Raw genomic sequence first — 24829 nt, 5'->3', positions numbered from 1 at the left:
AGTAGCAGACCCGACAATAAAACCAAGCCACATCACCGGAGGAGACACGATGAAACGCACCTACACACGCATCGCCATGGCAGCGCTGGTTGCCAGCGCCTGGATGGCACAGGCCAGCGCCGACGAATTCCTGGTCGGCGCGGAAATCCCGCTGACGGGCAACCTGGCGCGGGTCGGCGCCGGCATGCAGGAAGGGATCATGGTCGCGGCCGAGGTATTCAACAAGACCAACGGCAAGCACACCATCAAGATCATCACCGTCGACGACGAATCGGCGCCCGCCAAAGCCATCGCCGCCGTGGAAAAGCTGGCCAGTCAGGGCGTGGTGGCCATCACGGGCGGCTATGGCTCGAACAATATTTCGCCCGCCTCGGACACGGCCAATAAACTGGGCCTGGTCTACATCACCTCGGGCGGCGTGGACGACAGCCTGGTGGCCAGCGGACGCAAGAATTTTTTCCGCATCAATAACACGGCCGGCTACGAAAAAGCCATGCTGGGACTGCTGCAGGATGTGGGCGCCAAGTCCGTCTCCATCGTGTATTCGACCAAGGATGCCACCACGGGCCTGGCCAAGGACGTGGAGAAGGCCCTGGCGGCCAAGGGCGTGAAGGTGACGACGCACTCGTTCGACCCGGCCATTACCGACTTCAAGCCCATCATCAACAAGATCAAGCTGCAGGACAAATCGGAAGTGGTGGCCATGGTCGGCTACGAAAACGACTACGTGGGCATCATCCGCGCCGCCCGCGTGCTGAAACCGAAGATCAAGGCCATGGTGGGCGTGTGGTCGCTGGCCACGCCGAAGATGGCGGCCGACTTCCCCGACCTGATGCCGAACGTCTTCGGCACGGCCCTGCTGCCCTTCCCGACGGAATTCAAGACGGCCGACGGCAAGGCTTTCAGCGACGCCTACAAGCAGCTGTACAAGAAGGAGCCGGACTACCTGGGCCAGTTCGGCTACGTGCAGTCGATGCTGCTGTTCGAAGCGATCGCGCGCGCGGCCGACAAGGGCACGCTCAAGAAAGGCGGCGTGTCCGACGAGATGCGCAAGACGGACCGCGAAACCCTGATCGGCCGCGTGCAGTTCGCCGCCAACGGCGACAACCAGAACTTCGTGCACCGCATGGCGCAGCACCAGGACAAGAAAGTGGTGATTGTCTGGCCGAAGGAACACGCGACGGGCAAGCTGAACTATCCTGCCCTGCCCTGGTAAGCAGCCTCCCGCTGCACACGCGCGCGCCCGCCGGGCGTGCACCGATGAACGGCGGTCCTGGTGCCTCTTCGCGATGCGCCTGGGCCGCCTGACGGGATGACGATATGACAGAATTAATCTTGCAAGCCCTGTATTCGGGCTTGCTGCAGGGCGGCTCCTACGCCCTGATCGCACTGGGACTGGCGCTGGTCTTCGGCACCATGAAAGTGATCAACCTGGCGCACGGCGAACTGGTGCTGCTGGCCGCCTACATCGCCTACAGCGTCGAATCGGGCCTGGGCCTGGGGCCGATGTTCGCCATTCCCATCGCGCTGGTGATCGTCAGCCTGACGTCCGTGGGCGTCTACCTGATCGTCAGCCGCATCAAGAAGGACCGCGAAATCAATTCGCTGATCCTCACCTACGGCATCGGCGTGATCCTCACCAACTTCATTTTGCTGGTATGGAAGGCCGACATCCGCTCGACCTCGTCGAGCTGGCTGCAGGAAGGCTTCGAGATCGGCCCGTTTTTCAGCATGCGCAGTGAAGTGATTTTCTTCGGCGTCAGCCTGGTGCTGATGGCGGCCCTGTGGCGCTGGCTGTCGACCAGCTGGTATGGCCGCGCCGTGCGCGCCGTGTCCAGCAACCGCGACGCGGCCAAGCTGATGGGCATCGATCCGGGCCGCACGGAACTGGTGTCGTTTCTGGTCGCCGGCATCCTGGCCGCCTTCGCCGGCGTCGCCTTGTTCAGCTATGGCGTGATCCAGCCTGCCTACGGCGGCGCGCTGACGGTGAAAGCCTTCATCATCACGGTACTGGCCGGCATCGGCTCGATACCGGGCGTGCTGCTGGCCGCCGTGCTGCTGGGCGTGGCCGAAGCCTTGACCGTCACCCTGGCCAGCTCCGCGCTGCAGGAATTGTCGGGCATGGTGCTGTTCCTGCTGGTGCTGTTCATCATGCCGAACGGCCTGTTCGGCGCACAACGGAGGCGCGGATGAAGCGCTCGACACTGATTTCCACGGCAATCCTGCTGCTGGCCGCGTATGTCGCCGTGCCGCTGGCCCTGGGCGCCAACCAGTATGTGATGAGCATGGTGGTGGCGGCACTGATCATCGGCGGCGTGGCCATGTCCTGGGCCCTGCTGGGTAACCTGGGCGGCATGGTCAGCTTCGGCCATGCGGCGTTCTTCGGCGTGGGCGCGTATGTCTCCGCGCTGGCCACCGTGAAACTGGGCTTGCCCGTGTTTGCCGCCATGCTGCTGGGCGGCGCGGGCGCGGCCATCGCCGCCGTCATCATGCTGCCCGTGCTGCGGCTGCGCGGGCCGTATTTTGCGCTGGCCATCCTCGCCTACGCCCACATCTTCCGCATCCTGGCCACGGAATGGAGTGCCGTGACGGGCGGTGCCGGCGGCATCAACAATATCCCGGCTTTACCCACCGTTTTCGGCTTCGACCTGGCCAGCAAGACGGGCGCCTACCTGGTGGTGCTGACCCTGGTGGTGGCGTGCGCCTTTGCCTACAGCCGCATCCGCGCCAGCCACTACGGCATCGCCTTGCGTGCCATGCACGACAGCGAGGACGCCACGCGCGTCGTCGGCGTCAACAGCACCTTGCTGAAAGGCGCGATGCTGCTCGTGTCGGCCTTCATGGCCGGCCTGTTCGGCGCCTTCAACGCCCATTACATCAACTTCCTCGAGCCCGACTACGCCTTCAACAGCCTGTGGGTCACGTTACCAATCGTGGCGGCCATCTTCGGCGGCTACCGCACGATACTCGGCCCCGTGCTGGGCGCCGTCGTGGTCTACTTGGTCGACCAGCTCATTTTCAAGTCGCTGATCCCCACGGGCCACCAGCTGGTGCTGGGCGTGCTGCTGGTGGCGATGATCGTCTTCAGCCCGAACGGCTTGCTGCCGCTGCTGCAAAAATGGCTGAAAAACACCTTCAAAGCGAAGGAGAAACAACATGCTTGAACTCGATAATGTGTCCGTGCGCTTTGGCGGCCTGACGGCCGTCGATTCTGTCACGTTAAAAGTGGGCAGCCACGACGTGATCGGCCTGGTGGGCGCGAACGGCGCCGGCAAGACCACCCTGTTCAACGCCATTTCCGGCCTGGTGCGCCCCACCGGCGGCAGCATCCGCTTCGAGGGACGCGACATCATGGCCACGCCCATGTACCAGCGCGCCCGCCTGGGGCTGGGCCGCACCTTCCAGATCCCGCAGCCGATGCATGAATTGACGGTGCGCGAAAACCTCGTCGTGGCGCAGCGCTTCGGCACGGGCAAGGTGGACATGCGCAAGATCGATGAAATCCTCGATTTCACGAGCCTGGCGGACAAGGCGCAGCGCGACGCGGCCAGCGAACTGGCGCTGACGGAATTGAAAGCGCTGGAAGTGGCCAAGGCGCTGGCCACCAATCCGAAACTGCTGCTGTTAGACGAAGTGCTGGCGGGCCTGGAAACGAACGGCAAGCGTCGCTTCATGGGCATGCTGAAGGACTTGCACGCCGCCTTTGGCGTGGGCATCGTCATGATCGAGCACGATATCGAAACCATCAGCAATCTGTGCCAGCGCGTGGCCGTGCTCAATTTTGGCCAGCTGATCGCCGACAGCACGCCCGATTGCGTCTTCCGCGATCCGGCCGTCATCGAAAGCTATACGGGAGCCGCTCATGCCTGAAACGATGCTTGAAACGATGCTTGAAGTAAATAATCTGCGCGCCGGCTATGGCGCCATCAATGTGCTGTGGGATGTGTCGCTCTCGATCCAGAAGGGCAAGCTGACCACCATCATCGGCCCGAACGGGGCCGGCAAGACGACCCTGCTGCGCGCCATCATGGGTTTGCTGCCCGTGGGCGCGGGCAGCATCGCGCTCGACGGCACGCCCATCAACGGCACGCCCACCTGGAAGATGAGCGACGCACGCGTGACGATGATCCCCGAGGGGCGCATGACGTTTCGCGACATGAGCGTGGAAGAAAACCTGATCATGGGCGCGTTTCCGAAGGAGCACCGCAGCCACATGCCGGCGCGCCTGGCCGAAGCCTACGCCATGTTCCCGCGCCTGCACGAGAGGCGCCGCCAGCTGGCCGGCTCGCTCTCCGGCGGCGAGGCGCAGATGCTGGCGATGGCGCGGGGCCTGATGTCGGATCCGTCGTTATTGATCATCGACGAGCCGTCGCTGGGCCTGGCGCCGCTGGTGGTCAACGAGCTGTTCGAGATCCTCGCGCGCCTGAACGACGGCAAGCGCACCATCATTTTAGTGGAGCAGAACACGGCGCGCGCCGTCGGCGTGGCCGATCACGTCTACCTGATGCAAAGCGGTAAGGTGGCGCTGTCGCAGGCGGCGGTTGATGTCGACCTCGAACATCTGCATGCGCTGTATTTTGCGCGCTGAGCGGCATGGCCGCCGCCGAGGTTGAGCGGCCTGCGGCCATCACTCCTCGTCGTCGTCCTCGTCATCGGCCAGCTTGTCAAACACCTGCAGCTCGGCCTTGCTCAGTCCCGTCATCACGAAGGGATCATCGGCAGGAAAGCGGCCGGTATCGACCAGCATGCGCAGCTTGCTCAAGCGCTCGCCCAGCGCCAGCGCCAGCGCCTGCGGATCGGCATCGGCTTGCCCCACCTGAGCGATCGCGCGGGTGACGGACACGGGAAACTCCCATAATTCAGCGATCCGTACCGACAAGATGCGCGCTTGCGCAAACACCTGGGCAATGAAGGCGTCCGATTGCGGAAAGGCATCGGGCGCATGCATCTGGTCGATCAGCCGGAAGGCCACCACCAGGCCGACATTGGCCATCAGTCCCGCCAGATACGCGTCGAAGGCGTTGGCCTGCATGGCCGGTGCGACCAGGTTGGCCGCCAGCGCACATTTCTCGGACTGGCGCCAGATCAGCGGCGCCGTGCGTATGGTCAGGCCGCCGCTTTGCATGCTGACGATGGGACGGAAGGCGACGCGGGCGAGCAGCATGCGCATGCCGTTTTGCCCCAGCAGCATGATGGCGCCTTCCATGTTGTTGATCGACGGGCTGGCGTTGTAGCGCGAATGGTAGCGGGGCCGGTTCGCTTCGCGGTAGACCTCGGCGACCAGCAGTACGTCCTGGGCCAGCTGGGCCGACAGCTTGGCCGCGCTCATGTTTTCATCTTGCAAGGTACGCATCAACTGGGGAATGATGGCCGGAATGCGCGGTATCAGCGCAGCGCCAGCGACCGGTTCACGGACCAGGCGCGCCAATTCGTCCAGAATCTGCTGTTCCGCCTCCGCCGGCGCCTGCGCCGAACCGGCGGCCGCCAGCCAGCGGTAGTAAATGGCATCGATTTCGGTGATGGTCGCCGGCTGCCGTGCCGCCTCGGGCGCCGCCGCTGCCGTGAGGTGCGCAGCCTTGTCGCCGCCGCCGCTCAGTAATTTTCCTATCCAACCCATTTTATTCTTCCAGCCCTATGTGCATCACTATCGCGAAATCCGCCCCGCGATTTTACTTGATGACAGCGGCGCCGGTGCGGCGGGCGTGAGCGCTTTGTCCACCTGCCGCAACATGCTAAAGTAGCATGACATGCCCCCTGTCCTGCCTAACAAGCGATCCATCATGAACAATCCACTTGCGCACTACATCACCAGCCAGGCGTACAACAACGCCTGGACCAACCACCGCCTGCTGAAAGCTTGCGGGCAGCTGACCCGGGCCGAGTTCCAGGCCACGCGCGTCAGTTTTTTTCCCACCATCCAGTTCACCTTGAACCACATCCTCACATGCGACTGGTTTTATCTCGACGCGCTCGAGCGCGAGCTGCGCGGCGAAGCGCCCCATGCCGACTGCTACGTCTTTTTTGCACAGGATGAACCGTTCACCGATTGCGCGGCCCTGCACGCGGCGCAGCGCGCATCGGACCTGCGCCTGATCGCCCATTGCCGCAGTCTGTGCGACCTTGACCTGGCGCGGTCCGTGACGATCTTGCGCGACACGCCGCAAGTCGACACGCGCCAACGCCTGCTGGCGCATGTGTTCCAGCACCAGATCCACCACCGGGGGCAAGTGCACGCCATGCTGGCCGGCACGCGCATCGCGCCGCCGCAGCTCGACGAATTCTATTGCGCCGGCGAAGCGGACGAGCGGGCGCAGGATTTCCTGGAACTGGGCTGGACGGAAGACGAGGTGTGGGCAGAACGCTGAGTTACTCCTCGCCGTGACAGCAGACGCACAGCTTGTTGCCGTCGAGGTCGCGGAAGTAGGCGCCATAGTAATTATCGTGGTAATGGGGGCGCAAGCCAGGCGGCCCCTCGCACACGGCCCCCAGCGCCAGCACGGCCTGGTGGCAGCGGTCCACCTGCGCGCGGCTGGACGCCAGCAAGGCCGTCATCTGGCCATTGCCGGACGTAGCCGGCAAGCCGTCGTGCGGCGCCGTCAGCACGAACAGGGGACGCGGCGCCTGCCGCGCCATCCAGCCCGCCCAAGGCTTGGCCGGATCATGAAATTTTTCGATCAGGTCGAGTTCTCCCAGCAAGGCCGTATAGAAGGCGTAGGCGCGGGGAAAGTCGTTGGTGCCGAGGCAGAGATGGGACAGCATGCTGCTCCTTCATGGTTAGAAACGGGTGTGCGGCGGAATGCGCCAGCTGATTATAATGGCGCATCTCTTTCGGACCAGATCCCATGTCAGACATCGACCGCCTCCAATTGTCCCCTCCGACCAGCGCCGACCTCTGCGCCTTGCTCGCCTTCGAGCTGGACAACCGCGCCTATTTTGAATCCTGGGTCACGGCCCGGGCGCCGTCCTACTATAGCGAGGAAGCCATCGCCGCCGCCATCGAGCAGGCGCAGCGCGAGCGCGAGCAGGACCGCGCCTACCAGTATCTGGCCAGGCTGGACGGACAAATCATCGGCAGGGTCAACCTGACGGCCGTCACGCGCCCGTATTTCAACAAGGCGGCGCTCGGTTACCGCATCGGCGAACGATTCGGCGGACGCGGCTATGCCACGCGCGTCGTGGCCCTGCTGCTGGAAGAAGCGTTCGGTCCACTGGAACTGTGGCGCCTGGAAGCGACGGCGCGGCCGCAAAACCTGGGCTCGGTCGCGGTCATGCAGCGCAACGGCTTTCACCAGTATGGGCGCTCGGAAAAAGCCATGCATTTCCAGGGCGCCTGGTCGGACTTGCTGTATTTTGAACGGCGCAACGAGCACGCCGGCATGGAATAAAACCGAGCAGTTGCTCTATTGTGAGGCCGCTTCTGCCCTGATGTTATAAAATAGGCAAATATCACACTCAGGGAACAATATGCACAATACAGATAAAAAAGCCTACCTCGTCGGCGGCGGCATCGGCTCGCTGGCCGCGGCCGCCTTCATGATACGCGACGGCGGCATGCAAGGCAGCAACATCACCATCTTCGAAGCGGCGCCCGTGACGGGCGGCAGCCTCGATGGCGGCGGCAATGCCGAGGATGGCTACACCTTGCGCGGCGGGCGCATGCTGACCACCGACAATTACGAATGCACGTGGGACTTGTTCAAGAGCATCCCCTCGCTCGAGCATGCGGGCCAGAGCGTCTACGACGAAACCATCGCCTTCAACGAACGGCATATTCCCCACTCGCGCGCGCGCCTCGTTGACCGCAACCGTTTCAAGGTCGACGTCAGCAGCATGGGCTTTTCCATGCAGGACAGGCTGGAACTGCTGAAGCTGACGGAAGCCGATGAAGACGTCCTGGGCAGCAGCGCCATCACGGACTGGCTCTCGCCCGCATTTTTCGACACCAAGTTCTGGACCATGTGGGCCACCACGTTCGCCTTCCAGCCTTGGCACAGCGCCGTCGAGTTCAAGCGCTATCTGCACCGTTTCATGATGGAGTTTTCGCGCATCGAGACGCTGGCCGGCGTCAAGCGCACCGTCTACAACCAGTACGATTCGCTGGTGCGTCCGCTGGTCGCGTGGCTGCAGGAGCAAGGCGTGAACGTCATCATGGATTGCGCGGTAACCGATATCGAAGTGCAGGAATCCGAAGGCCGCCTGAGCGCCACCGCCATTGCCTGCCAGCGCCGCGGCATGGCCGACGTGATTCCTGTCGCTGCCGGCGACCTGGTCTTTTTCCAGAATGCCTCGATGACGGATGCATCGAGCTATGGCAGCATGCACAGCGCGCCGGCCAAGCGCACGAAGAACGACAGCCACGGCTGGCGCCTGTGGGAAAAGCTGGCCGAGGGCCGCCCGCAACTGGGTCGCCCCGCCGCCTTCAACAGCAGCATTCCCGAATCGTACTGGGCCTCGTACACGGTCACCCTGAAAGACAGCGCCTTCTTCGACAGGATGGAACAATTCACGGGCAACAGCGCGGGCACGGGCGGCCTCGTCACCTTCAAGGACAGCAACTGGTTCATGTCCATCGTGCTGGCGCACCAGCCGCATTTCGCGGGCCAGCCCGAGGGCGTGCAAGTGTTCTGGGGCTATGCGCTGCACCCCGACCGCATCGGCAACTTCGTCGCCAAGCCCATGTCCGACTGCAGCGGCGAGGAAATCCTGCGCGAGCTGTGCGGCCATCTGAATTTCGACCTCGACATGATGGCCACGGCCAACTGCATTCCCTGCCGCATGCCCTACATCACCAGCATGTTCATGCCCCGCGCAAAAAGCGACCGCCCGCTGCCCGTGCCGGCCGGCTCCGTCAACCTGGCCTTCGTGAGCCAGTTCGTGGAAATCGCCGACGATGTCGTGTTTACCGTGGAATACTCGGTGCGCGCGGCGCAGACGGCCGTCTACCAGCTGCTCGGCGTGCAGCGCGACGTGCCGGCCATCCACGCGCACGACAAGTCGCTGAAGGTCAAGCTCGATGCCGTCATCAAGGCCTTCACATAAGCCCATTTTCCCGCGCCAACGTCGTTTTCATCCTATCGGGCGCGCCTTTGTGACAGCGCAAAGCACGGCGATATCGGACTGATAACGTCAAGGTCCGGGAATCTTCCCTACCTTGCCAAGTCCAACATGAAACTGCGGCTACGCCTGTTCGAACATGTGCTGCTGGTGCTGGCCTTGGCCCTCGTCATCTTTGCCGCCGCCATCGTGCTGGCACGCATGACGCAATGGGCGGAAGCGCAGGAATTGCCCGCCTACCTGATACAGGGCATGCACCTGGTGGGCAAGGTGCTGTTTTTCCTGGACGGTTGCATCGTCATCGCCGTCAGCAGCATCCTGGCCGCCCGGCTGTTCCGCATGCTCACCAAGGAGGATGTATGAAGCACCTTCATTACCTGTTCACGCTCCGGCATCCGCGCCGTTTCTGGTGCAGCGCCCTCGTCATCGCCGTGGCCTCGGCCATCGTGCTGGGTCCCTGGCTCGACAGCATTCCATGGCTGGTGGCGATCCCCCTCGTGGCCGGCGGCCTGCTGGTGGCGCTGGGCGAACTGTGGGATGAAATGCATGGCAAGCGCCTGCCGAACGGCAACGACGACACGCAAGCGCCGTGCCGCCATCCCTGATGGCTGACACGGTGATGCGTGCACGCAACAGCGGTCACGCCATCGGCCCCGCATGCGCTGGATTTAAGACTGGCTTCAGCCTCGCCGTGCATCGTGCATAGGACGCCAGCAGCAATGGCGCCTCCCTACACCATCACGGGCACAGCCCAGCGAAAGAGCCGACATGAGCACATGGATGCGCGCCAACAAAGGTTTTTTGATGTTTCTCCTGCTGTTCGGCGTGTTCCGCACGGCCGTGGCGGACTGGAATCCCATCCCGTCGGCGTCCATGCGCCCCAATCTGCTCGAGGGCGACGTGGTCTTCGTCAACCGCCTCGCCTTCAACCTGAAAGTGCCGCTCACCGACATCGTGCTGCAGCGCCTCGGTGAACCGCAGCGGGGCGACATCGTTACGTTTTCCTCGCCGAAAGACGGCACGCGCTTGATCAAGCGCATCATCGCCCTGCCCGGCGACACGGTGGAAATGCGCAATGAGCAGCTGGTCATCAATGGCCAGCCGGCCCAGTACACGGCGCTCGACACGGCGCCCGAAACCATCGCCCACGTGGGCCAGCTGACGGCGCAGCGCATCAGCGAGCGCAACGCGACGGAGCAGCACCGCATCCAGGTCTTGCCGCAAATCGCAGGGGCGGCGCGCAGCTTTGCTCCCGTGACGGTGCCGCCCGACCATTTCCTCATGCTGGGCGATAACCGCGACAACAGCGCCGACTCGCGCTATTTCGGCTTCGTGCCCCGCGCATTGCTGATCGGCAAGGCCGAGCGCATCCTCGTCTCGGCCAATATCGAGGAGCATTGGCAGCCACGGCTGCAACGTTTCGGCATGAAGCTCGAGTAAACCTCGCCCTCGCAACGGCGCCGCGCTTTTCGGTTAGCATGGCGCATCATGCACAACTTTCCTTCATCCAGCCAGCAGCCCGCCAGCGACGATCCCGCCCTCGAGCAGCTGGCGCAGTTCCTGCAGCGCCATCCGGACGTGCTGCTGCTGACGGGCGCCGGCATCAGCACGGCGTCCGGCATACCCGCTTACCGCGACACGGAAGGCGTGCGGCGCGGCAATGCCCCCGTACAAGGCCCCGATTTTCGCCGCCAGGAAGCCGTGCGCCGCCGCTACTGGGCGCGCAGCATGGTGGGCTGGCCGACCCTGGCGCGCGCCATGCCGAACCCGGGCCACCTGGCCATCGCGCAACTGGCGCAGCGCCAGTGCATCGGCGGCCTCGTCACGCAAAACGTGGATGGCCTGCATCAGCAGGCAGGCAGCGCCGCCGTCACGGAGTTGCACGGCAGCATACATGGCGTGATCTGCCTCGATTGCCGGACCCGCCATACGCGCCGCCTGATCCAGGATCAGCTCGAACGCGACAATCCCCGGATGCTGGGCGCAACGGCCACGCCGGCGCCCGACGGCGACGCCTTGCTGGAGCCGTCCCAGTTGGCCACCTTCCACGTGCCGGTGTGCCCCCGCTGCGGCGGCACCCTGCAGCCCGACGTGGTGTTTTTCGGCGATGGCGTACCCGCCGCCTGCACGGCCGAAGCCGAAAGCAAGATGCACGCGGCCAGCGCCCTGCTGGTGGTGGGCTCGTCCGTCATGGTGTATTCGAGCTTTCGCCTGTGCCGCATGGCGGCCGAAACGGGCAAGCCCGTGGCCGCCATCAACATGGGCAAGACGCGCGCCGACCATTTGCTGGCATTCAAGACCGATGCCCCGGCACAAGACATCCTGCCTGCATTAGCGGCCATGCTGGGCTGATCCCGTGCCGGCCCCGCGCCGCTCTGGCTATACTGTGCAATTAACGAGGAGAATTCATGCTGGAACTGTTGAGTGAACACGCCTGTTTTGGCGGCGTACAACGCTTTTATCGCCACGACGCGCAAGCCATCGGCTTGCCCATGCGTTTCTCGGCCTTCATTCCCGACATGGCGCCGGGCAGCGCCGTCAGCACCAAACGCCCCGCCCTGTTTTACCTGGCGGGCCTGACTTGCACGGAAGAAACGTTCATGATCAAGGGCGGCGCGCAGCGCGTGGCGGCCGAGGAAGGCTTGATCCTGATCGCCCCCGACACCAGCCCCCGTGGCGCCAACATCGCGGGCGAGACGGATGCCTGGGATTTCGGCGCGGGCGCCGGCTTTTACGTGGATGCCACCGAGGCGCCCTGGAGCGGCCACTACCGCATGTACAGCTATATCCTGGAACTGCGCGCGCTGCTGGAACAGGAACTGGCGATCGATGCGCAACGCACGGGCATTTTCGGCCATTCGATGGGCGGCCACGGCGCGCTGGTGCTGGCTTTGCGCAATCCGGCGCTGTTCCGCTCCGTCTCCGCCTTCGCCCCCATCGCCGCGCCGAGCCAGTGTCCTTGGGGCAAAAAGGCATTCACGGGCTACCTGGGCGGCGACGAGGCCCGCTGGCAGCCGTACGACGCCAGCGCGCTGATGCGCGGGCTGCAGGGCCAGCCGACACTGTTCCCCGAAGGCATCTTGATCGACCAGGGCCTGGCCGACAAATTCCTGCCCGAGCAACTGTACCCCGAGGTGTTCGAAGCGGCGTGCCGCGACGCCGGCCAGCCCTTGCGGCTGCGCCGCCATGCCGGCTACGACCACGGCTATTATTTCATCGCCAGCTTCATGGAAGAGCACGTGCGCTTCCATGCGCGGAATCTGCGCGCCCTTGGCTGAAGCACTTGCCTGACGCATTTGCCTGACGCACTTGCCGATTGAATTACTGCGCCGTGCTGGTATGCCCGTTGAAATGGCGCGTGTACCAGTCCGTGGCCAGCAGGGCCGCCTGGTGGCGCGTGTCGGGGCCGCCAGGCGCGGCGATCTGTTCCAGCTGCTTGTCGCAGCGCAAGGTGGCAAACGCCATGCGGTTCAGGCCGGCCACGTCGGGGTCGCGCCCGCCCACGATCAGCAGCGATGGCACGCGCACGTTTTCCAGCGCCGCCTTGCCCGCCATTTCCACCTGGCCATCGCACACGGCCAGCGCGGCGATCTCCGCGCTGCGCCAGGCCGCCAGCTGCATCACGACGGCCGCGCTGGTGCCATAGCCATACAGGCCGCAGGGCAAGCGTCGGGTGGACGGGTCGATTTGCAGCCAGCTCAGGGCTTTTTCCAGCTGGCGCGCCAGCAGCACGATATCGCTGCGCACGAAGTAGGCGTGGCCATTGCTGCCGCCGCCAGGCTCGATACCGCCCTGATCGAAGCGCAAGGTGGCGATGCCCGCTCGCAAAAAATCCTGGGAAGTGGCGTGGCTGGAGGCGCCCAGATAGTCGCTATCGGCGCCCGCGCCGTGGGCAAACAGGACGATGCCCACGGGCCGCTCGGGCATTTCAAGCACGCCGTCCATTTGAAGTTCATCGGCCGTGATGCTGACAAATTGTTCTTGCATGGCTGCCTCCGCTATCGAGCTGAAATCAAGCTGCTATTGCACAGATTTTGCGCTGATCTTGCCGGAACGGGCACCGCCTGCGCGCCCTGAGCGGCAAGCCTCAGTGTACCAGCCTGCGTCCGTTCGCGCGCGGCGCACGTCAAATTCGCCACGCCTCCGCATCAGACGGCGCCGTACCGGTCCAGCCCCTTCAGCACGGCTTCCGGACGGATCGGCAAATGCCGCACGCGCGAGGCCACGGCGGCGAAGATGGCGTTGCCGATCGCGGGCGCCACAGCCGTCGTGGGCGGCTCGCCCATGCCCGTCGACGTTGCCGTGCTGGCCACGAATTCAATGTCGAGCTCGGGCACGTCGGCCATGCGCAACGGCGTGTAAGTGTTCAGGTTGGTATCCTTCACTTCGCCATTGAGGAAAGCCGTGCCTTCGTGCAAGGCCATGCTCACGCCCCACAAAGCGCCCCCTTCCGCCTGCGCCAGCGCGCCATCGGGATCGACGATGCTGCCCGCGTCGATCACCATGAACAGCTTTTCGACTTTCACCATGCAAGTGCTGCGGTCCACTTTCACCCGGGCAACGCAGGCCGTCCAGGTGGGCATGTCGCGTTCCTGGCCGAACGTGGCGGCGATGCCCAGGCCCGTGTCGGGCGGCATGGCCGTGCCCCAGCCCGCCTTGTCCGCCACCCGCCGCAGCACGTGGGCCAGGCGCGCGGCGCCGCCGACGGCATTCGGCGCGCTGCCCGCATTGCGCCCCGTGGCCTGCAGCAAGGACAAACGAAACGCCAGCGGGTCGACCTTGGCCGCCTGCGCCGCCTCGTCCATGAAGCTTTCCACTGCCCAATTCGTCCAGCCCGGCCCCACGGAGCGCAACCAGCCGGGGCGGAAACTGCTGTTGGCCAGGTCGTTCGACACGGCCCGCACGCGCTGCGCGCCCACCGCATACCAGTGGTCGGCGCCGGCGATGGCGAACGGGTCGTATGGATGGCCCTGCTTATCCTTGGCCAGCAAGGCGGGGATCATCGCTTGCGTGGGCCAGCCCGCGCTGGCCTCGTGCACCATCGCCGACACCTTGCCGGCGTCGTCGAACGCCATGCGCACATGCTGCACGGACGGCGAACGGGGCGAATCGAAACGGGCGTCGTCGGCCCGCGTGCAGATCATCTTGACGGGGCGCCCCACGGCTTGCGCCGCCAGCGCGGCCGGCACGCAATAATCGCCGTTCAGGCGCCGACCGAAGCCGCCGCCGAGCAAATAGGTATGCAGCATGACCTTGCTCTCCGGCACCTTCAACGCCTGCGCCAGCACGGGCAGGATCAACGATTGCCACTGGTTGCCCGCATGGATATGCCAGACGCCGTCGACTTCCTGGGCCAGCGCATTCACGGGCTCCAGCTGGAAATGCAGCACGGTGCTGGTCGTGTAATGGCGTTCCAGCTGCAAGCTGGCATCCTTGAAGGCTTGCTCCACACCATCATCGTCGACCACGCGGGCGCCCAGGCTCGCGTCGGCCAGCTGCTTGCCCGCATAGCTGACGATATCCTGCTCCGACACGTGGGCGGCCGCGCCGGCCCGCCATTTCACCTGCACCAGATCGGCCGCGCGCATGGCGGCCGCATACGTTTCGGCCACCACCATGACCCAGCCGGGCACCGTGCCGCTGGGGTCCTGCAGCACCACGCTGCGCAGATAGCCGTTCACTTTCTTTGCCGCCGAGTCGTCGATGGAGACCACCCTGGCACCGTAGCGCGTGGGCGGGATCTTCGGACGCGCATACAGCATGCCCTCCACCTGCGCATCGATGCCGTACACGGCCGTGCCATTGATTTTCGCGGGGATATCGAGCGCCTGCACCTGCTGGCCGATCAGCCTGCGCTGCTGCGGCGTTTTCAGCACGATGGCTTTCAGTTGCTCGGGCGTGTACTGGCGCGCCAGCTTGCCACGGCGCACGATGTCGCCATAGCTGATCGAGCGCCCCCGGCCATGCACGACGCCCAGCCGGGCGTGGCAGGCGGACACGGGCACGCGCAGCAGGCGCGCGCCCTCCTCGACCAGCGCGAGGCGCCCGGCCGCGCCGGCTCGGCTGAGCGGATCGAAGTTCTGCCAGACAGACCAGCTGCCGCCCGTCACCATCAAGCCCCATTTCGGGTCCGTGTCCACGTAATGCAGGCGTACCTTGCTCCAGTCCGCTTCCAGTTCTTCGGCAACGATGCGCGCCAGGGCCGTGCCGATGTGCTGGCCCATTTCCGCCTTGGCGATATTGACGGTGACGATGCCGTCCCTGCCGATCTGGAACCAGATGCTGGGATCGAATTCGGGCGCGGTGGACTTTGTCGACGGCGCGGGCGCCGCCTTGCCTGCGGCCGATGAGCTGTCCGCGCGCAGGAAGGCCAGGGTAAACCCCGTGCCGGCGGCGGCGATCAGGAAGCCGCGTCGGCCCGGCGAAGGAGCACGGGCCCCTGAATTTTCTTTCGGCAACTTAAACACCGGGCGCCTCCTGCATGCCGGCCGCCAGCTTGATCGCCTTGCGGATGCGCACATACGCCATGCAGCGGCACAGGTTGCCGCTCATGACGGCATCGATATTCGCATCGGTCGGCTGCGGATAGTCTTTCAACAAGGTAGCCGCCTGCATGATCTGGCCCGACTGGCAATAGCCGCACTGGGGCGCCTGCGTGGCAAGCCACGCCCGCTGCAGCGGATGCGTGCCGTCCGGCGAAAGGCCTTCGATGGTGGTGATGGCACAACCGGCCACGGCGGCAATCGGCGTGATGCACGAGCGCATGGCGCGCCCATCGACGTGCACGGTGCAGGCGCCGCACATGCCGATGCCGCAGCCAAACTTGGTGCCTTTTAAATGGGCTTCGTCGCGCAGTACCCACAGCAGCGGTGTTTCGGCGTCGGCCTCGGTGCCGAAGGGCTGGCCATTGACGGTAATGTTATACATAAATATTTAAGACACTTTCAAGTATCACTTGCCGGCGCGCGCGCGTGCCACGGCCGCTTCCAGGTTCGTCCAGGCCGGCTGGTGGCTGCGGCTGCGGCGCAGATAGGCGGCCAGGTTGGCCACGTCGTTGTCCGTCAGCGAGGCGGCAAAGCCCGGCATCAGCACGCCGGACATGGCTTCGTCCTTGCCGATGCCATGCAATATCACCTGGATCAGGTTGGCGGGATCGGGCGCGCTGACGGCGCTGTTCAGGCTCAGTTCCGGGCGCAAGGCCGCGGGTTTTCCATCGCTGTTCGAATGGCACGACGCGCAGGCGGCCACGTACAGGCTGGCGCCACGGTCGTTGTCGACCAGGCTGACGCGCTGCGAGCGTTCGATGCTGGCTTTCACCACGGCATCCGCATCCACCTTGCGCTGCTCGGCCCCGGCCACGCCGGCAAAATACACGGACAAGGCACGGATATCGCTGTCGGGCGACGCGCCCATGCCTTCGTGCACGACGGCCGACATGGGACCTGCCGCCACGCCGTGCAAGGCCGTCGCCCCCGTGCGCAAAAAGGCGTACAGCTCGTCCTGCGTCCACGGCAAGGGCGCCGTGTTGGCGCTGGTCAAGGCCGGCGCATACCAGTGGTCGATGGACGCGCCCAGATAGGCTGAACCGGCAAGCTCGGCACCCAGCGCATTGCGCGGCGTGTGACAGGCGGCGCAATGGGCGAGACCCTCGGCCAGATAGCGGCCCCGGTTCCAGTCCAGCCCTTGCGCGGGATCAAGCTGAAAGCCGGCCGGCTTGAAAAACAGCAGCTTCCAGCCCGCCTGCAAGGGACGCAGGTTCAAAGGGAACGGCACGCTGTTGGCGGGCGCGGCCGCGTACACGGGCGGGCGCGTCATGAAATACGCGTACAGGGCCGTCAGGTCGGCGTCCGAGACCAGGTTGAAATGGGTGTACGGAAAGACGGGATACAAATGCGCGCCATCGCGGCCCACGCCTTCGCGCATGGCGCGCTGGAAAGCGGCCAGCGACCAGCGGCCGATGCCCGTCTGCCTGTCGGGCGTGATATTCGTCGCATAGATCGTGCCGAACGGCGTAGCCAGGCCGTGGCCGCCCGCGTACTCGGCGCCGCCCTGGGCCGTATGGCAGGCGGCGCAATTGCCCATGCCGGCCAGGATGCGGCCCCGCTCCACCACTTGCGGCGAAAAGGCCGTGGCGGCGGGCGGGTCGATGGGCGCCAGCGCGGGGCGCCAGTAATACAGGTAGGCGGCCAGCGCCGCGACGATGAGCAATGCCAGCGACAGCAGCAGGCCGGTGAGGATTTTCTTGAGCAAAACAGGAACCAATGAAAAGTAAAGGCCAGGGTAAAAGCAAGGCGCACGGACCGCCAGCCTATGGCGGCCGCAACAAGGCCACAGTGACAATCTTACCGCGATTGTGACTTGTTGTATGTACGCAATGACACGGAGGTCGTGCCGCAGGCGGGCTGCGCCTTATAATCAGCGTTTCAGCACGCCGCCGCTCCTTCATGCATACCGTTACCATCATCCTCATTCTCGTGTTGACCGTCGTCCTGTGCGGCTTTCTCGCCCGCTCGCGCTGGGTCAAGCTGCCGCTGCCCCTGATCCAGATCGCCGGCGGCACGGGATTGGCCGTGTTTGGCGTGCAAGTGCCGCTCGATCCCGACATTTTCTTCCTGCTCTTCATTCCGCCGCTGCTGTTTCTTGATGGCTGGCGCATTCCCAAGGGCGCCTTCTTTTCCGACGCGCGCTCGATCCTGATGCTGGCCATCGGCCTGGTGCTGTTTACCGTGCTGGGCATGGGTTTCTTCATCGACTGGCTGATCCCCAGCGTGCCGCTGGCCGTCGCCTTCGCGCTCGGTGCCATCCTCTCGCCGACGGACCCCGTGGCCGTCTCGGCCATCGCGGCAGGCAATCCCATTCCGCCGCGCCTGATGCACATCCTCGAAGGCGAATCCTTGCTCAATGACGCTTCGGGCCTGGTCTGCTTCACGTTTGCCGTGGGCGCCATGATGACGGGCGGCTTTTCCATCGGCGCCGCCTCGCTGAGTTTCCTGCAGGAAGCGGGCGGCGGCATCGTCATCGGCCTGGGCATCTCTTGGGGCGTGGGCCTGGCGAATAAATGGCTGGTGAGCAAGGTTGGCGAAGAGCCTGGCCTGCAAATCCTCATCAGCATCCTGATCCCGTTCGCCGCCTACCTGGGCGCCGAGCAAATCCACGGCTCCGGCATCCTGGCCGCCGCCACGGCGGGCGTGTCCATGCATTATGCCGACCTGATCGGCCGTCCGCTGGCCGCCACGCGCACCCAGCGCAAGGCCGTCTGGGATACCGTGCAACTGGTCTTGAATGGCGTGATCTTCGTCATGCTGGGCGCGCAACTGCCCGCCACCGTGGCCGGCTTGCCGGCCGCATCGGCCGAAATCGGCGCCGGCAGCGCCTGGAAACTGCCGCTGTTCGTCATCGCCATCACGGTAGGGCTGACCTTCATGCGCTTCCTCTGGGTCTTCATCTCGATGAAACTGACCCTGTTCAAGCACCACAAGAAGGTGGCGGGCGAGCCGAAGGACGCGGCGCTGCTGGCGCGCCCCAGCCTGCGATTGCTGCTGGTGGCGTCGTTCGCGGGCGTGCGCGGCGCGCTGACCCTGGCCGGCATACTGACCTTGCCGCTGTTCTTGCCCGACGGCAATCGTTTCCCCGCGCGCGACCTCGTCATCTTCCTGGCCATGGGCGTGATTTTGCTGTCGCTGCTGCTGGCCAGCGTCACCCTGCCCCTGCTGACCAAGGGCCTCGTATTCGCGCCGCCCGCGCGCCGTTCGACGGAGGAGCGCAATGCCCGCGCCGCTGCCGCCGAAGCGGCCATCGCGCGGCTGGAAAAAGTGTGCGAAGGCATCGACAAGAATGACAAGCAGCAAGTCGTCACGGAGGCGGCCAACCGTCTGATCGAAGCCTACCGGCGCCGCCTGGCCTATGGCGAAAGCAGCAACGACGAGGCGATGCGCTTGCAGGAACTGGCCAAGGCCGAACGGGCGCTGCGCCTGGAAGCGCTCAATGCCGAGCGCGACGAGCTGTTCCGCCGCCGCATCTCGGGCGAACTGGACGACACCATCCATTTGCGCCTGCTGCGCGAAATCGACTTGCTGGAAGCGACACTGGAAGAATAGCAACACTTTAGCGCGCCACGGCAGTGTTGATAAGTAATTCTCATGGTAAAGAATGCAAGTTTTCACATTCGTGTTTATAATGCAAGGTTTATGGCGTCATGCCGTGATTTACTTTCAACACGGACTTCCGTACAGTCTGTGTTGCTGAGTAACTATTTGAATAGCCACCGACCTGCATAAAGACACCGACGCCGTGCCCTCCTCCCCCCGCCACCGGCAGCGCTCCACGCCGTCCGTCCTGCCCGCTGTCGTGCTGCTGGCCGCGCTGCTCGCCTGCGCTGCGCTGGCGCCGTGCGCGGCGTGGGCGCAAGCGGGCGCGGCGGCCGACGCCAGGCGTCCGGCCGAAGTGGCCCAGGTCCTGTTTGGCATCATCAGTTATGTGCGCTGGCCCGTGGCGCGCCAGGAAGTGCGCGTGTGCATGCTCGGTACGCCCCACTACGGCGCGGCCATCGTCGACACGCCCGCCTCCAGCCTGGGCCAGCGCATCCGCGTGAAAATCCCCGCGCTGGCAAGCGCCGCGAGCGAATGTGACGTCGTCTACCTGGGCAGCCTGCCCGAGGGCGAACGCGAGCATCTGCTGACGCAGATCATCGGCAAACCCATCCTGTCGGTCGCCGAACCGGGCACGGCCTGCACCGTGGGCACCATGTTCTGCCTGCGCCTGGCCGAGGGGCAGATCGGCTTTGACGTCAACCTCGACGCCATCGCCCGCAGCGGCCTGCGCGTGCATCCGAACGCCTTGCAAATTGCACGTCGCAAGGGACCGCCGCCATGAGCGCCCGCATGAGCAACAAGCCTGCCCGCAAGCCCCGCCCCACGCTCGACAGCGTGCTGCGGCGCGCCCACCTGAGCGTGTCGCTGATCGCCGTGCTGGCGGCCGGCCTGACCCTGACGGCCGTGGCGCTGCTCGCCCTGCGCGTGTATTCGGACCAGAACCTGCGCCTGGTGGCCCGTTCGATGAGCTACACGGTGGAAGGGGCCGTCGTCTTTGGCGACTCCCTGGCCGCCAGGGAAGCGCTGGCCCTGATCGGCGTCAATGAAGATATCGACCAGGCGCAGGTGAGCGACCAGGCCGGCAAGGTGCTGGCCCGCTGGGAACGGGGCGAGCACGGCACGCGCTACTACATCGAACGCGCGCTGACGGGCTGGATGCTGCCCGATTCGCTGACCTTCCCCATCACGCGCAACGAACAGGCGATCGGCAGCATCAGGCTGGTACCGCACAGCCGCAGCCTGCTGCCCTTCCTGCTCAGCGGCCTGACCTGCCTGCTCGCTTGCCTGGTGCTGAGCCTGGTCGTCGCCGTGCGCCTGTCGCGCAGCATGGAAACAGAGATCACGTCGCCGCTGCGCCACCTGGCGGAAACGGCCCACCGCGTGCGGCGCGACCGCTCGTTCGAACTGCGCGTGCCGCCCGCCAATATTGCCGAGCTGAACCAGATCAATGACGACTTCAACGCTCTGCTCGACGAACTGGAAGCGTGGCAAAGCCACCTGCAGAAGGAACACGCCTCGCTGTCGCACCGCGCCAACCACGACAGCCTGACGGGCCTGTCGAACCGCGCCTTCATGGAAGCGGAACTGGAACGCGCCATCCTCGAAGCGCGGGTCGGCAATGGCAAGGTGGCCGTGCTGTTCCTCGACAGCGACCGGTTCAAGTACATCAACGACACCTTCGGCCATGCCTCGGGCGACCGCGTGCTGGTGACGATCGCCGCGCGCATCAAGCAGCAATTGCGCGAGGGCGACCTGGTGGCGCGCCTGGGCGGCGACGAATTCGCCATCGTGCTCAAGCCGCTGCGCAACAGCAGCGACGCCATGCACATCGCCGACAACATCATCGCCGCCATGGCGCAAGCCATTGAACTGCCCACCGGCAACAGCATCGTCAGCTCGCTGACGATCGGCGTGGCCGTCTTCCCCGATCACGCCATCGACGCCATCTCGCTGGTCGGCGCGGCCGACGAAGCCATGTACCGCGCGAAGCAGGCGCAGCGCGGCACGCGCCAGGTGGCGCGCCTGCCGCAACCCCATATTCACCCCTGAACCAAGGAGCAACACCATGCAATTCATCTACAAGCAATTACGCCGCGGCTTACTCGGCCTGTTCATGCTGGGCCTGCTGGCCGCCTGCCAAAGCACGCCCGAGACCAAACCGCTGTTCAGCCCCGAGCAAGTCGCCACCCTGAAGGAGCAAGGCTTCAACCAGACCGACGAAGGCTGGGAACTGAGCTTTACCGACAAGCTGCTGTTCGAATTCGACGCCGCCAAGCTGACGCCGCCGAGCCGCATGGCCATCCAGAAAATCAGCGCCGCCCTGCTGAAAGTGGGCATCACGCACATGCGCGTGGAAGGCCACACCGATAACGAAGGCACGGAAGCCTACAACAACAAGCTGTCGCTGGCGCGCGCCAACGTGGTGGCCGACGCCATGAGCGCATCGGGCATTCCACGCGATAACATCAGCGTCAAGGGGCTGGGCATGAGCAAACCGGTGGCCTCGAATGCCAGCAAGACGGGCAAGGCGGAAAACCGCCGCGTCACCGTCATCGTCTCGGCCCCTTGACCATGGGCGTGCCCGCCGTGCGCTGGGTCGTGATGGGTGTGTCCGGCTGCGGCAAGAGCGCCGTCGGCAGCTTGCTGGCCGACGCCTTGCACGTGCCCTACGTGGAAGGCGACGACGTGCATTCCCCGGAAAACGTGGCCAAGATGGCCGCCGGCATCGCGCTCGACGATGCCGACCGGGCCGGCTGGCTGGCCGCCCTGCGCGACCGGATCGCCACGGCCCGCGCGCAAGGCAGCGGCCTCGTCGTCTCCTGCTCGGCCCTGAAGCGCGCCTACCGCGACGTGCTGCGCGCAAGCGATCCGGCCCTGCGCTTTGCCCACCTGGACGGCCCGCGCGCCGTGCTGGAAAGCCGTTTGCAGCGCCCCGGCCATTTCATGCCGGCCAGCCTGCTCGACAGCCAGCTGGCCACCCTGCAGCCGCTGCTGCCGGACGAAGCCGGCATGGTGCTCGACATCCGCCAGCCGCTGGCCGTGCTGGTCGCACAGATCCTGCAAGCGCCCTGACAGGCAGCCGCGCGGCTGGACAGCCCGCGCCCCCCTGTGTAGACTGGCGCGCACTTTCATGAGGGATTTCTATGAGCACACCAACGACAAAACCAGCACCGGGCCCGGAATTCTGGGAACGCGCCGACCAGGTCATCGCCCTGGCCAATGAACAATGCATGCACAGCGGCGGCAATGAAGTGGCCACCTCGCTGCTGTACGCGGCCGCCCGCTTCAACGCCTTCCTCGTCGCCAGCAAGAGCAACGACGTGGCCAAGATGCAGGAAGAGAAGGAAGGCGCCGTGGCCTTCTTCACGGAACAGTACAAGCGCATGCTGACCGACAACTTCAACGACTACATCACCAACTTCGACAAGTACACGCAACCGTCGTCGGCCCCCAAGGGCTGATGTCCGCAGCCAGCCTGGACGGCCACCGCGCCCGCGCCACCCATGCCGGCAGCGTCCTCGACGGCACGGTGCGTTACGCGCCGCTGCAATCGCTGTGGCTGCTAGCCATGCTGGCCGGCGCCGTGACGGGCGCCCTGCTCTTCTTCAGCTGGATGGGCCTGCTGCTGTTTGCGGCCGGCACGGCCGTCGTCCTGCTGTTCGGCCACTCGCTGGGCAGCCACCGCAAGCTGATCCACGACAGCTTTGCATGCCCGCCATGGCTGGAATATGTACTCGTCTACCTGGGCGTGCTGGTGGGCCTCAGCGGCCCGCTGGGCCTGCTGCGCCAGCACGAGCTGCGCGACTATGCGCAGCGCCTGCCCGCTTGCCATCCCTATCTGCGCCACGGCGCCGGCTTCTGGCGCGATGCATGGTGGCAATTATTCTGCCGCCTCGATCTCGACCACCCGCCCCACATCGCCATCGAGCCGCGCATCGCGCTCGACCGCTTTTACCGTTTCCTGGAAAGAACCTGGATGCTGCAGCAATTGCCATGGGCCGTGCTGTTCTATGCCTGGGGCGGCTGGGGCTTCGTCTGCTGGGGCGTCTGCGCGCGGGTCAGCGCCGGCGTGCTCGGTCACTGGCTGATCGGCTACTTCGCCCACAACCATGGGCAGATGCACTTCGAGGTCCATGGCGCCGCCGTACAAGGCAGGAATATCCGCCTGACGTCGCTGCTGACCATGGGCGAATGCTGGCACAACAACCATCATGCGTATCCGGGCTCGGCCAGGCTGGGCCTGCTGCCGGGCGAATGGGACCCGGGCTGGTGGATGCTGCTGCTCTTGCGGCGCCTGGGCCTCGTGTCAGGCCTGCGCCTGCCGCACGACCTGGCGCCGCGGCCGGAACTGCGCCGCCTTGATGGCGCTGGCGGTCAGGCGTCGTCGCCGCCGGCCAGATAATTGTTCTTGACGCGCACATAATGCTCGGCCGAATAGCGCAGGTAGGCGATCTCCGCCTCGGTCAGTGCGCGCACCTTGGCGGCGGGCCGGCCCACGTACAGATGGCCGCTTTCCAGCACCTTGCCCGGCGATACCAGGCTGCCCGCGCCCAGCATCACGTGCTTTTCCACCACGACGTCATCCATGACGATGCTGCCCATGCCGATCAGGCATTCGTCGCCAATCGTGCAGCCGTGCAAGATCACGGAATGGCCGATGGTCACGTAGTTACCGATGGTCAAGGGCGAGCCATCGGGCTTGGCCGCATTCCTGTGCGACACATGGCCCATGGAAAAGTCCTGGATATTGCTGCCCTCGCCGATGACGATGCGGTTGACGTCGCCGCGCAGCACGCTGTTGCACCAGATGGAACAGTCGTCGCCGATCTGCACATCGCCAATCACTTGCGCCGTGTCATGCAGGTAGACTCTTTCGCCCAGCACGGGACGGGTATTCAGGTAGGAACTGACAGGCATCGCTTTCTCGCTTTTCATTAATTAGTAGACATTCACACCCAGCCGGACGCCAGCGCAAAAATCGCCAGGCCATGGGCCAGCGATGCGCCCAACAAGCCGGCACGGCAATATACCAGTCCCGCCACCACGCCTTCGATCACGGTGAACACGAGGATGGGCGCGCCCACCTGCGTGACGGTGGTGGCGAGAAAGGCGTGGCACAGGCCGAACAGCAGGCCCGACACCAGCGCCGCGCGCCAGGCGGGCAGCCAGGCGCGCAATTGCTGCTGCAGCAAGCCGCGGAACAGCAATTCCTCATAACAGTTGGCCGCCAGCGCAAAACCCAGCAGCAAGGGCAGCGTGGATGACGCGACGGGCGGCAAGGACGGCAAGCCGAACAGCGCTTTCAAGCCCGCCGCCAGCGCAACGATCACGCACGCGCCCGCCACGCCGAGCAGCACGGACAGGGCTGGCCGCATGCCCAGCCAGCGGATCTGGCCGCGCGCCTCGCTTTCCAGCCAACACGTGCTTGCCACCAGCCCCAGCGACATGGCGCCCAGCGCCAGCAAGACCGGCGGCGGCGCCGTGAAGCGCAAGCCGCCCGCCGCCACTTGCCAGTAGCCGTGCGCCGTCATCGCGTCGCGCGCCAGCACGAAAAACAGGATATGCACGAGCACGCGCAGCAGCGGTACCGTCCGGGGAATAGCCAGCAGCATGGCGGCGCAGACGAGGAAGGCAGGCGTGATCGCCAGCAGATACTGCGCCAGGGAAGTCAGGTCGTCCATCGC

28 protein-coding genes are annotated in these 24829 nt (G+C 65.1%); 20 read left to right on the top strand and 8 right to left on the bottom strand.

Annotated elements, in window-relative coordinates; all coding sequences use genetic code 11:
- Positions 1 to 49: 49 nt before the first annotated feature.
- The 5 genes from AC1RBA_RS25610 (at position 50) to AC1RBA_RS25590 (ending at position 4588) form a co-directional block, all read left to right on the top strand.
- Entirely contained in the window at positions 50 to 1216 is a 1167-nt protein-coding gene (locus AC1RBA_RS25610) for an ABC transporter substrate-binding protein (RefSeq protein WP_492420173.1), read from the top strand.
- Positions 1217 to 1320: 104 nt separating this feature from the next.
- The gene (locus AC1RBA_RS25605; RefSeq protein ID WP_035817692.1) at positions 1321 to 2193 is read left to right on the top strand and encodes a branched-chain amino acid ABC transporter permease; all 873 of its coding nucleotides are present in this window, start codon (positions 1321 to 1323) and stop codon (positions 2191 to 2193) included.
- Positions 2190 to 3164, top strand: coding sequence for a branched-chain amino acid ABC transporter permease (locus tag AC1RBA_RS25600; RefSeq protein WP_492420171.1), 975 nt, complete (start codon positions 2190 to 2192; stop codon positions 3162 to 3164). The genes AC1RBA_RS25605 and AC1RBA_RS25600 overlap by 4 nt, the downstream gene beginning before the upstream one ends.
- A complete protein-coding gene (locus AC1RBA_RS25595; protein ID WP_492420169.1) occupies positions 3157 to 3870 on the top strand; it encodes an ABC transporter ATP-binding protein in 714 nt (237 codons plus the stop codon). The genes AC1RBA_RS25600 and AC1RBA_RS25595 overlap by 8 nt, the downstream gene beginning before the upstream one ends.
- A gap of 16 nt (positions 3871 to 3886) precedes the next feature.
- Positions 3887 to 4588: an ABC transporter ATP-binding protein gene (locus AC1RBA_RS25590; protein WP_492420203.1), complete on the top strand. Its 702-nt coding sequence runs from the start codon at positions 3887 to 3889 to the stop codon at positions 4586 to 4588.
- 39 nt (positions 4589 to 4627) lie between these two features.
- Here AC1RBA_RS25590 and AC1RBA_RS25585 read toward each other — a convergent pair whose 3' ends face one another.
- The gene (locus AC1RBA_RS25585) at positions 4628 to 5617 is read right to left on the bottom strand and encodes an HDOD domain-containing protein (RefSeq protein ID WP_492420167.1); all 990 of its coding nucleotides are present in this window, start codon (positions 5615 to 5617) and stop codon (positions 4628 to 4630) included.
- Positions 5618 to 5780: 163 nt separating this feature from the next.
- On the opposite strand from AC1RBA_RS25585, the gene AC1RBA_RS25580 reads away from it, so the two are divergent.
- Positions 5781 to 6365: a DinB family protein gene (locus AC1RBA_RS25580; protein ID WP_492420165.1), complete on the top strand. Its 585-nt coding sequence runs from the start codon at positions 5781 to 5783 to the stop codon at positions 6363 to 6365.
- A gap of 1 nt (position 6366) precedes the next feature.
- Here AC1RBA_RS25580 and AC1RBA_RS25575 read toward each other — a convergent pair whose 3' ends face one another.
- Positions 6367 to 6759, bottom strand: coding sequence for a VOC family protein (locus AC1RBA_RS25575; RefSeq protein ID WP_070311463.1), 393 nt, complete (start codon positions 6757 to 6759; stop codon positions 6367 to 6369).
- Positions 6760 to 6842: 83 nt separating this feature from the next.
- Between AC1RBA_RS25575 and AC1RBA_RS25570 the strand changes: the two genes are divergently transcribed.
- From AC1RBA_RS25570 to fghA, 7 genes are all read left to right on the top strand, one after another.
- A complete protein-coding gene (locus tag AC1RBA_RS25570; protein ID WP_492420162.1) occupies positions 6843 to 7385 on the top strand; it encodes a GNAT family N-acetyltransferase in 543 nt (180 codons plus the stop codon).
- Between the two features lie 79 nt (positions 7386 to 7464).
- On the top strand, positions 7465 to 9039 hold the full coding sequence (locus AC1RBA_RS25565; RefSeq protein ID WP_070218222.1) for an oleate hydratase: 1575 nt from the start codon (positions 7465 to 7467) through the stop codon (positions 9037 to 9039).
- 126 nt (positions 9040 to 9165) lie between these two features.
- On the top strand, positions 9166 to 9417 hold the full coding sequence (locus tag AC1RBA_RS25560; RefSeq protein ID WP_070218223.1) for a hypothetical protein: 252 nt from the start codon (positions 9166 to 9168) through the stop codon (positions 9415 to 9417).
- Positions 9414 to 9659, top strand: coding sequence for a hypothetical protein (locus AC1RBA_RS25555; protein ID WP_070289693.1), 246 nt, complete (start codon positions 9414 to 9416; stop codon positions 9657 to 9659). The genes AC1RBA_RS25560 and AC1RBA_RS25555 overlap by 4 nt, the downstream gene beginning before the upstream one ends.
- Before the next feature lie 163 nt (positions 9660 to 9822).
- Positions 9823 to 10494: a signal peptidase I gene (gene lepB, locus AC1RBA_RS25550; RefSeq protein WP_070289694.1), complete on the top strand. Its 672-nt coding sequence runs from the start codon at positions 9823 to 9825 to the stop codon at positions 10492 to 10494.
- 48 nt (positions 10495 to 10542) lie between these two features.
- Positions 10543 to 11406: an NAD-dependent protein deacetylase gene (locus tag AC1RBA_RS25545; RefSeq protein ID WP_492420160.1), complete on the top strand. Its 864-nt coding sequence runs from the start codon at positions 10543 to 10545 to the stop codon at positions 11404 to 11406.
- A gap of 56 nt (positions 11407 to 11462) precedes the next feature.
- Positions 11463 to 12332 (top strand): S-formylglutathione hydrolase, encoded by an 870-nt coding sequence (gene fghA, locus AC1RBA_RS25540; RefSeq protein WP_492420158.1) that lies wholly within the window; start codon positions 11463 to 11465, stop codon positions 12330 to 12332.
- A gap of 43 nt (positions 12333 to 12375) precedes the next feature.
- Here fghA and AC1RBA_RS25535 read toward each other — a convergent pair whose 3' ends face one another.
- The 4 genes from AC1RBA_RS25535 to AC1RBA_RS25520 form a co-directional block, all read right to left on the bottom strand.
- On the bottom strand, positions 12376 to 13041 hold the full coding sequence (locus tag AC1RBA_RS25535; protein WP_070218228.1) for a dienelactone hydrolase family protein: 666 nt from the start codon (positions 13039 to 13041) through the stop codon (positions 12376 to 12378).
- A 161-nt stretch (positions 13042 to 13202) separates the two neighbouring features.
- The gene (locus AC1RBA_RS25530; RefSeq protein ID WP_492420156.1) at positions 13203 to 15521 is read right to left on the bottom strand and encodes a xanthine dehydrogenase family protein molybdopterin-binding subunit; all 2319 of its coding nucleotides are present in this window, start codon (positions 15519 to 15521) and stop codon (positions 13203 to 13205) included.
- The gene (locus AC1RBA_RS25525; RefSeq protein WP_070218230.1) at positions 15514 to 15981 is read right to left on the bottom strand and encodes a (2Fe-2S)-binding protein; all 468 of its coding nucleotides are present in this window, start codon (positions 15979 to 15981) and stop codon (positions 15514 to 15516) included. The genes AC1RBA_RS25530 and AC1RBA_RS25525 overlap by 8 nt, the downstream gene beginning before the upstream one ends.
- 24 nt (positions 15982 to 16005) lie before the next feature.
- On the bottom strand, positions 16006 to 17304 hold the full coding sequence (locus tag AC1RBA_RS25520; protein WP_492420154.1) for a cytochrome c: 1299 nt from the start codon (positions 17302 to 17304) through the stop codon (positions 16006 to 16008).
- A gap of 194 nt (positions 17305 to 17498) precedes the next feature.
- Here AC1RBA_RS25520 and AC1RBA_RS25515 point away from each other — a divergent pair, with 194 nt between their 5' ends.
- The 7 genes from AC1RBA_RS25515 to AC1RBA_RS25485 all read left to right on the top strand — a co-directional run bounded on the left by AC1RBA_RS25515 (position 17499) and on the right by AC1RBA_RS25485 (position 23547).
- A complete protein-coding gene (locus AC1RBA_RS25515) occupies positions 17499 to 19151 on the top strand; it encodes a Na+/H+ antiporter (protein ID WP_492420152.1) in 1653 nt (550 codons plus the stop codon).
- A 193-nt stretch (positions 19152 to 19344) separates the two neighbouring features.
- Positions 19345 to 19926: a regulatory sequestration protein YfiR gene (gene yfiR / locus AC1RBA_RS25510; RefSeq protein ID WP_230505378.1), complete on the top strand. Its 582-nt coding sequence runs from the start codon at positions 19345 to 19347 to the stop codon at positions 19924 to 19926.
- Positions 19927 to 19934: 8 nt separating this feature from the next.
- Positions 19935 to 21194 carry a diguanylate cyclase DgcN/YfiN gene (dgcN, locus tag AC1RBA_RS25505; protein ID WP_070218314.1) on the top strand — a complete coding sequence of 420 codons (1260 nt, stop codon included), beginning with the start codon at positions 19935 to 19937 and terminating at the stop codon, positions 21192 to 21194.
- 16 nt (positions 21195 to 21210) lie between these two features.
- A complete protein-coding gene (gene yfiB / locus AC1RBA_RS25500; protein ID WP_083287130.1) occupies positions 21211 to 21714 on the top strand; it encodes an outer membrane lipoprotein YfiB in 504 nt (167 codons plus the stop codon).
- Positions 21715 to 21716: 2 nt separating this feature from the next.
- On the top strand, positions 21717 to 22217 hold the full coding sequence (locus AC1RBA_RS25495; RefSeq protein WP_492420149.1) for a gluconokinase: 501 nt from the start codon (positions 21717 to 21719) through the stop codon (positions 22215 to 22217).
- 71 nt (positions 22218 to 22288) lie between these two features.
- Positions 22289 to 22606, top strand: coding sequence for a DUF3144 domain-containing protein (locus tag AC1RBA_RS25490; RefSeq protein ID WP_034782889.1), 318 nt, complete (start codon positions 22289 to 22291; stop codon positions 22604 to 22606).
- Positions 22606 to 23547, top strand: a complete 942-nt coding sequence (locus AC1RBA_RS25485; protein WP_409026657.1) for an acyl-CoA desaturase — start codon at positions 22606 to 22608, stop codon at positions 23545 to 23547. The genes AC1RBA_RS25490 and AC1RBA_RS25485 overlap by 1 nt, the downstream gene beginning before the upstream one ends.
- Here the strand turns inward: AC1RBA_RS25485 and AC1RBA_RS25480 are convergent.
- Positions 23520 to 24062 (bottom strand): gamma carbonic anhydrase family protein, encoded by a 543-nt coding sequence (locus AC1RBA_RS25480; protein WP_492420147.1) that lies wholly within the window; start codon positions 24060 to 24062, stop codon positions 23520 to 23522. The two genes, AC1RBA_RS25485 and AC1RBA_RS25480, sit on opposite strands and share 28 nt — an antisense overlap.
- 32 nt (positions 24063 to 24094) lie before the next feature.
- A complete protein-coding gene (locus AC1RBA_RS25475; RefSeq protein WP_492420145.1) occupies positions 24095 to 24826 on the bottom strand; it encodes a CPBP family intramembrane glutamic endopeptidase in 732 nt (243 codons plus the stop codon).
- Positions 24827 to 24829: the final 3 nt, after the last annotated feature.

This window comes from Janthinobacterium sp. GW823-FHT03B06, from assembly GCF_058796955.1.
Note: the sequence above shows the minus strand (reverse complement) of the source record. Positions and strands in the feature narration are given on the sequence as shown.

What these genes read in the sequence shown, in the direction of transcription:
- AC1RBA_RS25610 (WP_492420173.1), top strand. Translation starts at nt 50, where the DNA reads ATGAAACGCACCTACACACGCATCGCCATGGCAGCGCTGGTTGCCAGC.
- AC1RBA_RS25605 (WP_035817692.1), top strand. Translation starts at nt 1,321, where the DNA reads ATGACAGAATTAATCTTGCAAGCCCTGTATTCGGGCTTGCTGCAGGGC.
- AC1RBA_RS25600 (WP_492420171.1), top strand. Translation starts at nt 2,190, where the DNA reads ATGAAGCGCTCGACACTGATTTCCACGGCAATCCTGCTGCTGGCCGCG.
- AC1RBA_RS25595 (WP_492420169.1), top strand. Translation starts at nt 3,157, where the DNA reads ATGCTTGAACTCGATAATGTGTCCGTGCGCTTTGGCGGCCTGACGGCC.
- AC1RBA_RS25590 (WP_492420203.1), top strand. Translation starts at nt 3,887, where the DNA reads ATGCTTGAAGTAAATAATCTGCGCGCCGGCTATGGCGCCATCAATGTG.
- AC1RBA_RS25585 (WP_492420167.1), bottom strand. Translation starts at nt 5,617, where the DNA reads ATGGGTTGGATAGGAAAATTACTGAGCGGCGGCGGCGACAAGGCTGCG.
- AC1RBA_RS25580 (WP_492420165.1), top strand. Translation starts at nt 5,781, where the DNA reads ATGAACAATCCACTTGCGCACTACATCACCAGCCAGGCGTACAACAAC.
- AC1RBA_RS25575 (WP_070311463.1), bottom strand. Translation starts at nt 6,759, where the DNA reads ATGCTGTCCCATCTCTGCCTCGGCACCAACGACTTTCCCCGCGCCTAC.
- AC1RBA_RS25570 (WP_492420162.1), top strand. Translation starts at nt 6,843, where the DNA reads ATGTCAGACATCGACCGCCTCCAATTGTCCCCTCCGACCAGCGCCGAC.
- AC1RBA_RS25565 (WP_070218222.1), top strand. Translation starts at nt 7,465, where the DNA reads ATGCACAATACAGATAAAAAAGCCTACCTCGTCGGCGGCGGCATCGGC.
- AC1RBA_RS25560 (WP_070218223.1), top strand. Translation starts at nt 9,166, where the DNA reads ATGAAACTGCGGCTACGCCTGTTCGAACATGTGCTGCTGGTGCTGGCC.
- AC1RBA_RS25555 (WP_070289693.1), top strand. Translation starts at nt 9,414, where the DNA reads ATGAAGCACCTTCATTACCTGTTCACGCTCCGGCATCCGCGCCGTTTC.
- lepB (WP_070289694.1), top strand. Translation starts at nt 9,823, where the DNA reads ATGAGCACATGGATGCGCGCCAACAAAGGTTTTTTGATGTTTCTCCTG.
- AC1RBA_RS25545 (WP_492420160.1), top strand. Translation starts at nt 10,543, where the DNA reads ATGCACAACTTTCCTTCATCCAGCCAGCAGCCCGCCAGCGACGATCCC.
- fghA (WP_492420158.1), top strand. Translation starts at nt 11,463, where the DNA reads ATGCTGGAACTGTTGAGTGAACACGCCTGTTTTGGCGGCGTACAACGC.
- AC1RBA_RS25535 (WP_070218228.1), bottom strand. Translation starts at nt 13,041, where the DNA reads ATGCAAGAACAATTTGTCAGCATCACGGCCGATGAACTTCAAATGGAC.
- AC1RBA_RS25525 (WP_070218230.1), bottom strand. Translation starts at nt 15,981, where the DNA reads ATGTATAACATTACCGTCAATGGCCAGCCCTTCGGCACCGAGGCCGAC.
- AC1RBA_RS25515 (WP_492420152.1), top strand. Translation starts at nt 17,499, where the DNA reads ATGCATACCGTTACCATCATCCTCATTCTCGTGTTGACCGTCGTCCTG.
- dgcN (WP_070218314.1), top strand. Translation starts at nt 19,935, where the DNA reads ATGAGCAACAAGCCTGCCCGCAAGCCCCGCCCCACGCTCGACAGCGTG.
- yfiB (WP_083287130.1), top strand. Translation starts at nt 21,211, where the DNA reads ATGCAATTCATCTACAAGCAATTACGCCGCGGCTTACTCGGCCTGTTC.
- AC1RBA_RS25495 (WP_492420149.1), top strand. Translation starts at nt 21,717, where the DNA reads ATGGGCGTGCCCGCCGTGCGCTGGGTCGTGATGGGTGTGTCCGGCTGC.
- AC1RBA_RS25490 (WP_034782889.1), top strand. Translation starts at nt 22,289, where the DNA reads ATGAGCACACCAACGACAAAACCAGCACCGGGCCCGGAATTCTGGGAA.
- AC1RBA_RS25485 (WP_409026657.1), top strand. Translation starts at nt 22,606, where the DNA reads ATGTCCGCAGCCAGCCTGGACGGCCACCGCGCCCGCGCCACCCATGCC.
- AC1RBA_RS25480 (WP_492420147.1), bottom strand. Translation starts at nt 24,062, where the DNA reads ATGCCTGTCAGTTCCTACCTGAATACCCGTCCCGTGCTGGGCGAAAGA.
- AC1RBA_RS25475 (WP_492420145.1), bottom strand. Translation starts at nt 24,826, where the DNA reads ATGGACGACCTGACTTCCCTGGCGCAGTATCTGCTGGCGATCACGCCT.